The organism is Streptomyces sp. NPDC111744 (genome assembly GCF_055634995.1).
The window spans coordinates 236,380-249,498 of record NZ_JBVKCG010000007.1 but is presented as its reverse complement, the minus strand read 5'-3'; the positions used below and the strand labels follow the sequence as shown (position 1 = coordinate 249,498).

Annotated in this window: 10 protein-coding genes and 1 pseudogene; 9 read left to right on the top strand and 2 right to left on the bottom strand. The window is 70.4% G+C overall.

Annotated elements, in window-relative coordinates; all coding sequences use genetic code 11:
* Positions 1–183 precede the first annotated feature (183 nt).
* Positions 184–351, bottom strand: coding sequence for a hypothetical protein (locus ACZ7OO_RS18730; RefSeq protein WP_471505976.1), 168 nt, complete (start codon positions 349–351; stop codon positions 184–186).
* A gap of 359 nt (positions 352–710) precedes the next feature.
* Between ACZ7OO_RS18730 and ACZ7OO_RS18725 the strand changes: the two genes are divergently transcribed.
* The 6 genes and pseudogenes from ACZ7OO_RS18725 to ACZ7OO_RS18700 all read left to right on the top strand — a co-directional run bounded on the left by ACZ7OO_RS18725 (position 711) and on the right by ACZ7OO_RS18700 (position 9,710).
* Positions 711–1,499 (top strand): ABC transporter ATP-binding protein, encoded by a 789-nt coding sequence (locus ACZ7OO_RS18725; protein ID WP_471505855.1) that lies wholly within the window; start codon positions 711–713, stop codon positions 1,497–1,499.
* Complete coding sequence (locus ACZ7OO_RS18720) at positions 1,496–4,075, top strand: ABC transporter permease (protein WP_471505854.1); 2,580 nt, start codon at positions 1,496–1,498, stop codon at positions 4,073–4,075. The genes ACZ7OO_RS18725 and ACZ7OO_RS18720 overlap by 4 nt, the downstream gene beginning before the upstream one ends.
* A gap of 310 nt (positions 4,076–4,385) precedes the next feature.
* A complete protein-coding gene (mfd, locus tag ACZ7OO_RS18715) occupies positions 4,386–7,919 on the top strand; it encodes a transcription-repair coupling factor (protein WP_471505853.1) in 3,534 nt (1,177 codons plus the stop codon).
* Positions 7,920–8,277: 358 nt separating this feature from the next.
* On the top strand, positions 8,278–8,424 hold the full coding sequence (locus ACZ7OO_RS18710; protein WP_471505852.1) for a hypothetical protein: 147 nt from the start codon (positions 8,278–8,280) through the stop codon (positions 8,422–8,424).
* A gap of 181 nt (positions 8,425–8,605) precedes the next feature.
* Positions 8,606–8,845: pseudogene (locus ACZ7OO_RS18705) on the top strand (hypothetical protein); the annotation flags it as partial.
* An 82-nt stretch (positions 8,846–8,927) separates the two neighbouring features.
* Positions 8,928–9,710 (top strand): HNH endonuclease family protein, encoded by a 783-nt coding sequence (locus ACZ7OO_RS18700; protein WP_471505851.1) that lies wholly within the window; start codon positions 8,928–8,930, stop codon positions 9,708–9,710.
* 20 nt (positions 9,711–9,730) lie between these two features.
* Here ACZ7OO_RS18700 and ACZ7OO_RS18695 read toward each other — a convergent pair whose 3' ends face one another.
* The gene (locus ACZ7OO_RS18695; RefSeq protein ID WP_471505850.1) at positions 9,731–10,357 is read right to left on the bottom strand and encodes a nucleotidyltransferase family protein; all 627 of its coding nucleotides are present in this window, start codon (positions 10,355–10,357) and stop codon (positions 9,731–9,733) included.
* Between the two features lie 19 nt (positions 10,358–10,376).
* Between ACZ7OO_RS18695 and ACZ7OO_RS18690 the strand changes: the two genes are divergently transcribed.
* The 3 genes from ACZ7OO_RS18690 (at position 10,377) to ACZ7OO_RS18680 (ending at position 13,075) form a co-directional block, all read left to right on the top strand.
* Positions 10,377–10,748, top strand: a complete 372-nt coding sequence (locus tag ACZ7OO_RS18690; protein ID WP_471505975.1) for a hypothetical protein — start codon at positions 10,377–10,379, stop codon at positions 10,746–10,748.
* 201 nt (positions 10,749–10,949) lie between these two features.
* Positions 10,950–11,549 carry a hypothetical protein gene (locus ACZ7OO_RS18685; RefSeq protein WP_471505849.1) on the top strand — a complete coding sequence of 200 codons (600 nt, stop codon included), beginning with the start codon at positions 10,950–10,952 and terminating at the stop codon, positions 11,547–11,549.
* A 38-nt stretch (positions 11,550–11,587) separates the two neighbouring features.
* On the top strand, positions 11,588–13,075 hold the full coding sequence (locus ACZ7OO_RS18680; RefSeq protein WP_471505965.1) for a protein kinase domain-containing protein: 1,488 nt from the start codon (positions 11,588–11,590) through the stop codon (positions 13,073–13,075).
* Positions 13,076–13,119: the final 44 nt, after the last annotated feature.

The window sequence follows — 13,119 nt, the reverse complement described above, 5'->3', positions numbered from 1 at the left end:
GGCGGACCGCAGGGAGAGGAGGGAGCGGGGCCACGCACGCTACTCGCAAGTAGCCGGGGCTCGCGGCGTTTTCCGTCAACTGGCCGACCGGTATGCGCTTACTGGGGGAGAGCGCGTCTGACCTCGGGTGTTACCCGCGTTAACTCTGAGGCGGGAGTCAGTCGTCGAGGGCCCGGGTTGACGTCAGTCCTTGAGGACCGGGAAGCGTCGTGGTGCCACGAACAGCAGGACCAGGAACGCCAGTGCCGCCGCGCACGCGGCTCCGAGGTACACGGCGTGGACCGCGTCCGCGATCGCGTGGCGGGTGGACTCGGGGGCGGTTCCGTCGTCCGACCTGGCGGGAGTGCGCACCCACGTGACCCTCCCGCGAGGAGAGGGGGAGGCTGCCTGCACCGAAGGGTGGAGCCGGACCCGGAGAAGGGCTCCACCCTTCGGTGGACTTCCCCTAGGGGGTCCTCCGTACAACGGCTCGGGGAGGGTTCGTACCGCCGGAGGAGGAGACGGCACCCCTGCCGTCCTTAATCTGGCTTCAGGCCGCCGGGGGGCGGTTGACCGAACCGGCGGGGGTGGGGTTTTCCCCCGGGAAAGACGGGGCTTCGCACCAGCGCGGAGGGACCCCGCGCACCGCGAGACTCATCGTCGTACCAATCGCTGCACAGCAAGGCGCGGCATCGCGCCGCCCGTTCGCTGACCGACTTAGGAGACATACCGTGACATCGGCTGTGACCATTCCCAGGCACGGGGGCACTGGAGGGCGTACGGCCGTTGCCGCGCGGGCGCGGCAGGTCGTCAAGGCGTACGGGTCCGGGGAGACCCGTGTCGTCGCTCTCGACCACGTCGACGTGGACATCGCGCGGGGGCAGTTCACCGCGATCATGGGCCCCTCGGGGTCCGGTAAGTCCACCCTGATGCACTGCCTCGCCGGGCTCGACACCGTGACGAGCGGTCAGATCTACCTGGACGAGACCGAGATCACCGGCCTGAAGGACAAGAAGCTCACGAAGCTGCGCCGGGACCGGATCGGGTTCATCTTCCAGGCGTTCAATCTGCTGCCGACGCTGAACGCGCTGGAGAACATCACGCTGCCCATGGACATCGCCGGGCGCAAGCCCGACAGGGAGTGGCTGGGGCGCGTGGTCGACACCGTGGGGCTCGCGGGGCGGCTCAAGCACCGTCCCACGCAGCTCTCGGGCGGTCAGCAGCAGCGCGTGGCCGTGGCGCGCGCCCTCGCCGCGCGCCCCGAGATCATCTTCGGTGACGAGCCGACCGGAAACCTCGACTCCCGCGCGGGCGCGGAGGTTCTCGGCTTCCTGCGCCGCTCCGTCGACGAACTGGGGCAGACCATCGTGATGGTCACGCACGACCCGGTGGCCGCCTCCTACGCGGACCGTGTGCTCTACCTCGCCGACGGCCGGATAGTCGACGAGATGTTCAAGCCGACCGCGGAGACCGTCCTGGACCGCATGAAGGACTTCGACGCGCGGGGGCGTACGTCATGACCGTCCTGAAGACCTCGATGCGCAGCTTCGTCGCGCACAAGGGACGCATGGCCCTGTCGGCCGTCGCCGTGCTGCTGTCGGTGGCGTTCGTGTGCGGCACGCTGGTGTTCACCGACACGATGAACACGACGTTCGACAAGCTGTTCGCGGCGACCTCGTCCGATGTGACGGTCAGCGCCAAGGGCGCCTCCGACACCGGTGCGACGACCTCCGACAACGGCAGGCCGCCCGTCATGCCGGCCTCGGTGGTCGCCCGGGTCCGTGCGGCGGACGGCGTCGAGGCGGCCGAGGGAACGGTCTTCTCGACGTCCGTGACCGTCGTCGACGCCAAGAAGGACAGCCTGTCGCCGTCCAGCGGGGCACCGACCATCGTCGGCAGCTGGAACTCCAACGACGCCCGCACCATGAAGATCACCTCCGGCGCGGCGCCGAAGAACTCCGGCCAGGTCATGGTGGACGCCGACACCGCCGACAAGCACCACCTGAAGCTCGGCGACGAGATCGGCGTGATCAGCGCGGTCGGCACGCACACCGCGAAGATCTCCGGCATCGCCGACTTCACCGTCACCAACCCCGGTGCCGCGATCTTCTACCTGGACACCAGGACCGCGCAGCGCACCCTCGTCGGGCGAAGCGGTGTCTTCACGAACGTCAACGTGACGGCCGCCTCCGGTGTCACCGACGCGCAGCTGAAGAAGAACGTGATCGGCGAACTCGGCGCCGGCTACCGGGTGCAGACCGCCAAGGAGACCGCCGACGCCAACCAGAAGGACGTCGCGAGCTTCATGGACGTCATGAAGTACGCGATGCTCGGCTTCGCCGGGATCGCCTTCCTGGTCGGCATCTTCCTGATCATCAACACCTTCTCGATGCTGGTCGCCCAGCGCACCCGGGAGATCGGCCTGATGCGGGCCATCGGCGCCGGCCGCCGCCAGGTCAACCGGTCCGTGCTCGTCGAGGCGCTGCTGCTCGGCGTGGTCGGCTCGGTCCTCGGCGTCGGCGCGGGCGTCGGCATCGCGGTCGGGCTGATGAAGCTCATGGGCTCGATGGGCATGCACCTGTCGACCAGCGATCTGACGGTTGCCTGGACGACGCCCGCACTCGGTCTGGTCCTCGGCGTCGTCGTCACCGTCCTCGCCGCCTACCTGCCCGCCCGGCGGGCCGGCAAGGTCTCCCCGATGGCCGCGCTGCGCGACGCGGGCGCCCCCGCCGACGCCAGGGCAGGCGTCGTACGCGCCCTGCTGGGCCTTCTCCTGACCGCCGGCGGCGGCTACGGCCTCCACCTGGCCGCGGGCTCCGACAAGGCGTCGGAGGGCGCCGCCTGGCTGGGCCTCGGCATCGTGCTCTCGCTGATCGGGTTCGTCGTCATCGGCCCGCTGCTCGCGGGCGCCGTGGTACGGGTCCTGGGCGCCGTCCTGCTGCGGATGTTCGGCCCCGTCGGACGCATGGCCGAACGCAACGCGCTGCGCAACCCTCGCCGTACCGGTGCCACGGGCGCCGCCCTGATGATCGGGCTCGCGCTGGTCGCCTGCCTCTCGGTGGTCGGCTCCTCCATGGTCGCCTCCGCCACCGACCAGCTCGACAAGACCGTCGGCACGGACTTCATCATCCAGTCCGACAGCGGCCAGCGGATCACCCCGCAGGCCGTCAAGGCGATCAAGGACACGTCGGGGCTCGCGCGGGTCACCGAGTACCGGGTCACCGAGGCCGACTACACCACCCCCGACGGCAAGACGCTCAAGGACACCGACATCACGGCGGCCGACCCGACGTACGCGATCGACCTGCGGACCAAGACCGTCGCCGGTGACCTCAAGGACGCCTACCTGCCGGACTCGATGTCCGTGCACGAGAAGTTCGCCAAGGCGCACGGCATCCACCTCGGCTCGAAGATCACCCTCAGGTTCAAGGAGGGGCGGACGGCCCGGCTGACGGTCCGGGCGATCACCAGCAGCGACGGCCTCATCGACGCCGGAGCCAAGTACATGTCGATCGCCACGCTCGCCAAGTACGTGCCGGCCGACAAGATGCCGCTCGACGACATAGTCTTCGCCACCGCCAAGGACGGGCAGCAGGACAGCGCGTACAAGACGCTCAAGAGCGAGCTGCACGACTACCCGCAGTACACCGTGCGCGACCAGACCGACTACAAGCAGGCGCTGAAGGACCAGATCGGCCAGCTGCTGAACCTGATCTACGGGCTCCTCGCCCTGGCGATCATCGTCGCGATCCTCGGTGTCGTGAACACCCTGGCGCTCTCGGTGGTCGAGCGGACGAGGGAGATCGGCCTGATGCGGGCCATCGGCCTCTCCCGCCGCCAGCTGCGCCGCATGATCCGCATGGAGTCCGTGGTCATCGCCCTCTTCGGCGCCCTGCTGGGCCTGGGGCTGGGCATGGGCTGGGGTGCGACGGCCCAGAAGCTGCTCGCCCTGCAGGGCCTGAAGGTCCTGGACATCCCCTGGCCGACGATCATCGGGGTCTTCGTCGGCTCGGCCTTCGTGGGCCTGTTCGCCGCACTGGTCCCGGCGTTCCGGGCGGGCCGCATGAACGTCCTGAACGCGATCGCCACGGACTGACGGGACCGACTGGAGCGACAGGTCTGACCGACAGGTCCGACAGGTCCGACAACCCGACTCCGAGACCACCGCATACGGGGGTTGCGGGGGAAGGCCCGGCGCCGGGGAGTCCTGGAGACTCTCCGGCGCCGGGCACATGTGTCCCGTGCGAGACTCCCCGGGGCGCGCGAGACGCCGCGCAGGGTGTCCACAGGCGGGTTGTCCACAGCCCCCGGCGCACGCCCACGCGGCGACGTAGGCTGGAGACCCCCCGGTCGCAGCCCGCGCCGGGCACTTCGCGTTGCCCACCCCCGGACGAAAGCCGCCCTGAATGAGCCTGCACGGTCTGCTCGACGCCGTCGTCAAGGACGCCGCACTCGCGGAAGCGATCAAGGCGGCCGCGGACGGCAACCGCATGCACGTCGACCTGGTCGGCCCCCCTGCGGCCCGCCCCTTCGCGGTCGCCGCCCTGGCCCGCGAGACCGGCCGCCCCGTGCTCGCGGTCACCGCCACCGGCCGCGAGGCCGAGGACCTGGCCGCCGCCCTGCGCACGCTGCTGCCGTCCGAGGGCGTCGTGGAGTACCCCTCCTGGGAGACGCTCCCGCACGAGCGGCTCAGCCCCCGCAGCGACACCGTCGGCCGCCGCCTCGCCGTCCTGCGCCGGCTCGCCCACCCCAGCTCCGACGACCCCGAGACCGGCCCGGTCTCCGTCGTCGTCTCGCCCGTACGGTCCGTGCTGCAGCCGCAGGTCAAGGGCCTCGGCGACCTGGAGCCGGTGGCTCTGCGCACCGGCCAGAGCGCCGATCTGAACGACATCGTGGAAGCCCTCGCGGCCGCCGCCTACGCGCGCGTGGAGCTCGTCGAGAAGCGCGGCGAGTTCGCCGTGCGCGGCGGCATCCTGGACGTGTTCCCGCCCACCGAGGAACATCCCCTGCGCGTCGAGTTCTGGGGCGACGACGTCGAGGAGATCCGCTACTTCAAGGTCGCCGACCAGCGCTCCCTCGAGGTCGCCGAGCACGGCCTGTGGGCGCCGCCCTGCCGCGAGCTGCTGCTGACCGACGAGGTCCGCGCACGCGCGCGTGCCCTCGCCGAACAGCACCCGGAGCTGGGCGAGCTGCTGAACAAGATCGCCGAGGGGATCGCGGTCGAGGGCATGGAGTCGCTCGCCCCGGTCCTGGTCGACGACATGGAACTGCTGCTCGACGTGCTGCCCAAGGGCGCGATGGCCGTCGTGTGCGACCCGGAGCGGGTCCGCACACGTGCCGCCGACCTAGTTGCCACCAGCCAGGAGTTCCTGCAGGCCTCCTGGGCGGCCACCGCGGGCGGCGGCGAGGCGCCCATCGACGTCGGCGCGGCCTCCCTGTGGTCGATCGCGGACGTCCGCGACCGCGCGCGCGAGCGGGACATGATGTGGTGGTCGGTGTCGCCGTTCGCCGCCGACGAGGAGCTGTCCGCCGACACCCTCAAGCTCGGCATGCACGCCCCGGAGACCTACCGCGGCGACACCGCCAAGGCTCTAGCCGACACCAAGGGCTGGCTGGCCGACGGCTGGCGGACGGTGTACGTGACCGAGGGCCACGGCCCCGCCTCCCGCACCGTCGAGGTGCTCGGCGGCGAGGGCATCGCGGCCCGTCTGGACGTCGACCTGGGCGAGCTGAGCCCCTCGGTCGTGCATGTGTCCTGCGGTTCGATCGACTACGGCTTCGTCGACCCGGCGCTCAGGCTGGCCGTGCTCACCGAGACCGACCTGTCCGGGCAGAAGGCGGCCGGCCGGGACGGCGCCCGCATGCCCGCGCGGCGCCGCAAGACCATCGACCCGCTCACCCTGGAGCCGGGCGACTACATCGTCCACGAGCAGCACGGCGTCGGCCGCTACATCGAGATGGTGCAGCGCACCGTCCAGGGCGCCACCCGCGAGTACCTGGTCGTCGAGTACGCCCCCGCCAAGCGCGGCCAGCCGGGCGACCGCCTGTACATCCCCACCGACCAGCTGGAGCAGATCACCAAGTACGTCGGCGGCGAGTCACCCACCCTGCACCGGCTCGGCGGCGCGGACTGGACGAAGACCAAGGCGCGCGCCAAGAAGGCCGTCAAGGAGATCGCGGCCGACCTGATCAAGCTGTACAGCGCGCGGATGGCCGCCCCCGGGCACGCGTTCGGCACGGACACACCGTGGCAGCGCGAGCTGGAGGACGCCTTCCCGTACGCGGAGACCCCCGACCAGCTGACCACCATCGCCGAGGTCAAGGAGGACATGGAGAAGTCGATCCCCATGGACCGCCTGGTCTGCGGCGACGTCGGCTACGGCAAGACCGAGATCGCGGTCCGGGCCGCCTTCAAGGCCGTACAGGACGGCAAGCAGGTCGCCGTCCTCGTGCCCACCACCCTGCTGGTGCAGCAGCACTTCGGCACGTTCTCCGAGCGGTACTCGCAGTTCCCGGTGAGCGTGAAGGCGCTCTCCCGCTTCCAGACCGACACCGAGGCGAAGACGACCCTTGAGGCCCTCAGGGAGGGCGCGGTCGACATCGTCATCGGCACCCACCGGCTGTTCTCCTCGGAGACCAAGTTCAAGGACCTCGGCCTGGTCATCGTCGATGAGGAGCAGCGCTTCGGCGTCGAGCACAAGGAGCAGCTGAAGAAGCTCCGCGCCAACGTCGACGTGCTGACCATGTCGGCGACCCCGATCCCCCGCACCCTGGAGATGGCGGTCACCGGCATCCGCGAGATGTCCACGATCACCACCCCGCCGGAGGAGCGGCACCCGGTGCTCACCTTCGTCGGCCCGTACGAGGAGAAGCAGATCGGCGCCGCCATCCGCCGCGAACTGCTGCGCGAGGGCCAGGTCTTCTACATCCACAACCGGGTCGAGTCCATCGACCGCGCGGCCTCCCGCCTCCGTGAGATCGTCCCCGAGGCACGCATCGCCATCGCCCACGGCCAGATGTCGGAGTCGGCGCTGGAACAGGTCGTCGTCGACTTCTGGGAGAAGAAGTTCGACGTCCTCGTCTCCACGACGATCGTCGAGTCCGGCATCGACATCTCCAACGCCAACACCCTCATCGTCGAACGCGGCGACACCTTCGGCCTGTCCCAGCTGCACCAGCTGCGCGGCCGGGTCGGCCGGGGGCGTGAGCGCGGGTACGCGTACTTCCTGTACCCGCCGGAGAAGCCGCTCACCGAGACCGCGCACGAACGGCTCGCCACCATCGCCCAGCACACCGAGATGGGTGCCGGCATGTACGTGGCGATGAAGGACCTGGAGATCCGCGGCGCCGGCAACCTGCTCGGCGGCGAGCAGTCCGGGCACATCGCGGGCGTCGGCTTCGACCTGTACGTCCGGATGGTGGGCGAGGCGGTCGCGGACTACCGGCGGCAGCTGGAGACCGGGGAGATCGAGGAGGAGCCGCCGCTGGAGGTCAAGATCGAGGTACCCGTCGACGCGCACGTCCCGCACGACTACGCGCCCGGCGAGCGGTTGCGCCTCCAGGCGTACCGGTCCATCGCCGCCGCCGACTCGGAGGAGGACATCAAGGCGGTCCGCGAGGAACTCACCGACCGCTACGGCAAGCTGCCCGAGCCGGTGGAGAACCTGCTCCTGGTCGCCGGACTGCGGATGCTCGCCCGCGCCTGCGGGGTCGGCGAGATCGTTCTCCAGGGCACCAACATCCGCTTCGCTCCGGTCGAGTTGCGCGAATCGCAGGAGCTGCGGGTCAAGCGGCTGTACCCGGGGACCGTCATCAAGCCGACCGCCCACCAGCTGCTGGTGCCCCGCCCGAAGACCGCCAAGGTGGGTGGAAAGCCGCTGGTGGGGCGGGAGTTGCTGGGCTGGGTCGGCGAGTTCCTGGCATCGGTTCTCGGGTCGTAGAACGGGCGAGGCGCGGCTGGTACCGGTTTCCTTGACACTGGCCGCGCCCCCGCCCGTCCCGGTACGGCGCCCGCGTCACCGGGCTGCTTCCGCGCCCGCCCGGCCCGGGGCGCCGGACGACTTCGGGCAACGGCGGTACGCCTCTGACGCTCGCCGCGCCCCTCGTCAGCCCGTCCGCGCAGGACTTTCCCTGGTGCACGTCGAACCGGTCGAGGACCCGGGGTGAAGCGGTGGCCCTCGGGTTCCCACTGCCCAGGACGGGTCCTGCGGGCGGCGGGCTGAAGGTCACGCCGGGAAGAACACCGCCACGGCCGCCCCCCTGACCGGCACCGGATGCGTCCACCTCACGGTCGCCATCGTGGACGCGTCCGACCGGAACGTCACCGTGGACGGGGTGCCCGCCGGCGCGGCCTGCGACGGCCCGGCCGACGTACGGAACTGTCAGTTCGACGTCTCGATCGTCGGCAAGGCGTGCGGTGTGGTGTGTGACCGCGGCGTGGTGTGAGCGGGCGTGAAGGGGTACCGCCCGGGCTTCTTCCGGAGCGTCAAAGCGGTTCCGATAAGAGGGAGTTAGTCACTTTCCGCCCCTTTAGGTCCTGTTCGACGCGAACCGCGCTGCGGCTACCGTGGGCCGGGAGAGATCCGCCCGCGTGGAGGCGGAAACAGGGAAGGAAGAGGGGGCGCACGTGACGCGTCTGAGGGGCGGGGCGGTCATCGCTGTCGTCGTGATCTTCGCCGTGGCCGGCTGTAAGGACCTGCAGGACAAGGGGAGCCCGGGAGCCCCGGGCACGGGCGGCGGCGGGGGAGCGGCGCTTACCGCCGCCGACGCGCTGACCGTCAAGGGCCGGGCGCCGAAGACCGGTTTCACCCGGGAGAAGTTCGGCTCCCCCTGGGCGGACACCGACTCCAACTCCTGCGATACGCGGGTTGTCTCTATGCTGCACAACGTGATCGCAGGGTTTTCGCAGCTCATTCAGGGGATGGTGCGCTATGCGTACTGAGAGGCGCATGAGGCACAGTGTCGGGGGTCGGCGCGTTGTTCTGGCATCCGCCGCGCTGGCGGCCACCGGACTCCTGATCACAGGCTGCAAGGACATTGCCCCACCTGCGGGCAGCGGATCCTCCGGTTCATCCGTCTCGACCGCCGGTGACGACCGGGCCGTGAACCCGCTGGACAATCCGGACGGCACGAAACCGGGGCTGGGGGCGATCACGTCCACCGCGGACAGGGCGAAGGCGCGGTCGGTGATCGAAAAAGTGGCGACGAAGGGACGTGGGCCGAAGACGGGGTATGCGAGGGACAAGTTCGGCTATGCCTGGATGGACTCGGCTCCAGGCGGCATACCCTTTGCACACAACGGCTGTGACTCGCGAAACGATCTCTTGAAACGAGATGGCGAGAAAGTCCGCTTCCGGGCCGGCTCCGACTGCGTCGTCGCCTCCATGACGCTGCACGACCCGTACACCGGTAGGACCATCGAGTGGATCAAGTCCCACGCCACGACGGTGCAGATAGACCACGTCATGCCGCTGTCGTACGACTGGCAGATGGGTGCGTCCCGTTGGACGAAGGACAAGCGGGAGGACATCGCCAACGACCCGCTCAACCTGATTCCCGTGGACGGCCCCGCCAACGGCGCCAAGAGCGACTCGGGGCCCGCGACGTGGCTGCCCCCCAACAAGCAGATCCGCTGCTCCTACGTGGTGCGCTTCGCCCAGGTGTCGTTGAAGTACGACCTTCCGGTGACGGTCGCGGACAAGCGGATGATGCTGACCCAGTGCGGCGGCTGACAAAGCCGACGCGGTGGGTATCAGCCGCGGGCCGAGGGAGCCGCGGTGCTCGTGGAGGGCCATTCCAGAACGGTCAGCTCAGGCCATTGCTCGCGCCACCGTGCCGTCTTGGCCTCGTAGACCGACCGCGGCGCGAGCACCGGGTTCGGTCGGACGATGAGGTTGAACACATCCGACAGCCCATGTGGCGCATATACACGCCACGTGCTGTCCGCCTCGGCACGTACGCCCAGACAGCAAGTGGTTGCGGCAAAGCTGTCGATCGCCGCCTCGGTGGACTCGTACGGAGGACACGCCACCCCGAACTTGTCCTCGTACCAGAGGTGCACCCGCGCCTCGTTCCGGATCTCAACCTCTGCGGGCAGGCCGGAGAAGACATCCCGGCCGGCCTTGATCGCAGCGTCCTCCGCCTCCCAGGACAGATCGCCGGCGTCGAAGTAGAAGACGTCATAGTCCTTGATGCCTCTGGTCGGCGGTCTGTCCGTGACCACGTTCCATACGGTCTGGAACAGGCACCCGGCCGTCACGTACCACCCGGGCAGGCCCAACGTCGCGGTGCGTGCCAGTACCTCCGTCAACACCTCGTTCCGGGACAGCGCCGCACGTAGGTGCTCGAGTTGCTCATCGAGAGGGAGTCGGCCGATCACGAAACCTGCCTACCACAACGTGGCCAACGGCGGCCCTGATGCCGGCTCACGCCGCGCGTCACTTCGAAGGCACCGCCCGCATCGCACGACGAAGACTTGCTCTGGCGGCGGTGAGGTCGTCTTCCGACTCCTGCGAGCGCCGCTCCAGGGCGATCAGGCGATTGCGCGTGTCCGACAGTTCGCGATCAAGGTCCGTGTTTCGCTGTTCCAACTGCTGGTTCCGCTCGACCAACTGACGGCGGTCGGCGTCATCCAGTTCCGCTCCGACGGCCTGTGGGTCACCGCCGCCGAGAAGACCGCGATGAAGAAGGTCCTCGCCACCTGCCCCGGTCAGAAGCTTCCCGCGGGCGGAAACCCGACCAAGGCACCGTCGCGCTTCAAGGCACACTGACGCGACGGCTCGCGCATCGGCCCGCGCCGGGGGCGTGGACGGGACCGCCCGGCGCCCGGCACACAACGGTTCGATACAACCCGGACCGCACGTCGGCATCGGGCCATATGCTCGGAGCGACCACCGCGCGACCGGTGTTGTCCGTAAACGGATGCACCGGACGGGCACGTACGCCCTATTCCAGGCAATACAGGAGCGATCATGCAAGGCCAGGGCCATGCGCAGCCGGTGCAGCGGCCGCCGCACGACGCGGTACTGGTCCTGTTGCGCGTGGTGTTCGTGGCGATGGGGGTGTTCAGCGCCGGCTTCCTGGCCTGGGTGATGATGCTGCGGCTGGCCGTGGTGACCCGCAGGCCGGCGGAGTTCGGCCTGCTGGTGGCGGTGGCCGCGGCCGACCTCCTCAGCATCGTGCTGCTGGCCACCGAGCCCGGCGACGACGTGCACACGGTCGGCGGCTACCTGGGGATCACGCTGCTGTTCGGCACGCTCCTGGTCACGACCATCTACTACCTCGCCGCCGACGTACGCCACTTCCAGCGGCAGCGCGAGGCGTACGCGGCGCAGACGTACGGTTACGCGCCCCCCGCCTCGCCGTACACCACGACGACGCCCCTGCGCGCGCAGCCGCCGCACACCCCGCCCCCGCACACCGTGCCCCCGGTACCCGCGCCGCCCCAGCCCCCGATACCCACGCCGCCCCAGCGCCCGGCGCCCGCGCGGATCGACCAGGTGCGTGCCGAGCTCGACGAGCTCAGTGACTATCTGCGCAAGCACGACAGCCGTAACGAGGGCGGAAGGTGACCGTGGCGACCGGGCGGACCGTCGCCGACCGCTACGAGCTGTCCACGCTCATCGGGCAGGGCGGCATGGGCCAGGTCTGGACTGCGTACGACCAGCGGCTCGACCGGCGCGTGGCGGTGAAGCTGCTGCGCCCCGACAAGGTGGCGGGCGCGGACGCCGACGAACTGCGCCGCCGCTTCCTGCGGGAGTGCCGGGTGACCGCGCAGGTCGACCATCCCGGCCTGGTCACCGTGCACGACGCGGGCACCGAGGGCGACGAGCTGTTCCTCGTCATGCAGTACGTGGACGGCACCGACCTCGCCGGGCACCTCGCGGAGCACGATCCCTACCCCTGGCCGTGGGCGGTCGCGGTGGCCGCGCAACTGTGCGCGGTGCTGAGCGCCGTGCACGCCGTGCCGATCGTCCACCGCGACCTCAAGCCGCGCAACCTGATGGTCAAGCAGGACGGCACCATCACCGTCCTGGACCTCGGTGTCGCCTCCGTGATGGACACCGACACCACCCGCCTCACCCACACCGGCACCCCCATCGGCTCGCCCGCCTACATGGCGCCCGAGCAGGCGATGGGCGGCGCGGTCGGTCCGTACACGGACCTGTACGCGCTCGGGGTGCTGCTGCACGAACTGCTCAGCGGGGAGGTGCCGTTCGCCGGCTCCACCTCGCTCGGCGTGCTGCACCGGCATCTGTACGAGCAGCCGGTGCCGGTGCGCCGGCTGCGCCCCGAGGTGCCCGAGCCGCTGGAGGCGCTGGTGCTGCGGCTGCTCGCCAAGGACCCCCAGCACCGGCCCGGCTCCGCCCAGGAGGTGTACGAGAACCTCGTCCCGCTCCTGCCCGCGCGCGGCATGCATACCGGGGCGCCCCTGGACCCCACGCGCCCCTTCCTGCGCCCGCACGCTCCCTGGCCGGACCGCGCGCGGACGCCCGCGCCCCAGCCCGCCGCCCCCGTGGCCGCCGTACCCGCAAGACCCGATGTCGCCGCCGCCGTCGACGAGGTCAAGCGGCTGCTCGGGGAGGGGCGCATCACCCAGGCCGTCGACATCCTGGGCGCGATCCTGCCGGTCGCCGCCGACCAGCACGGCGAGCGTTCCACGGTCGTACGCACCCTGCGCAAGCAGTACGCGGCCACCCTGATGGACGACGGCCAGTACCGGCGCGCGCTGCCCGAACTGCGCCGGCTCGCCGACGAACGCGCCGCCGAGGCCGGCCAGGCCGACCCGCAGTCCCTGCGCTTCCGCTACGAGACCGCCCAGTGCCTGGAACAGCTGGGCGAACCGGCGGCGGCGCTCGCCGAGTACCGTGCGCTGCTGCCGTACTACGAGAACCAGTACGTGGCCGGCGATCCACAGCTCGCGCACGACGTGCGCCGCCGGATCGGGCATCTGCTGCTCGCGCTCGGCGACCGGCCGGCCGCCCAGGACACGCTCACCCGGCTGCTGTTCGACGTGGAAAGGCTGCACGGACCCGGCCACCCCGTGGCGGGCGAGATCCGGCGGACGCTCCAGTGGCTGGGACAGGTGCGGGGCTAGGCCCGGTCGGATCTGGCACGCGCGACAGGGGCCCCGCGGGCCGG

Coding starts and splice junctions, on each gene's coding strand:
- mfd (WP_471505853.1), top strand. CDS start 4,386: ATGAGCCTGCACGGTCTGCTCGACGCCGTCGTCAAGGACGCCGCACTC.
- ACZ7OO_RS18685 (WP_471505849.1), top strand. CDS start 10,950: ATGCAAGGCCAGGGCCATGCGCAGCCGGTGCAGCGGCCGCCGCACGAC.
- ACZ7OO_RS18700 (WP_471505851.1), top strand. CDS start 8,928: ATGAGGCACAGTGTCGGGGGTCGGCGCGTTGTTCTGGCATCCGCCGCG.
- ACZ7OO_RS18720 (WP_471505854.1), top strand. CDS start 1,496: ATGACCGTCCTGAAGACCTCGATGCGCAGCTTCGTCGCGCACAAGGGA.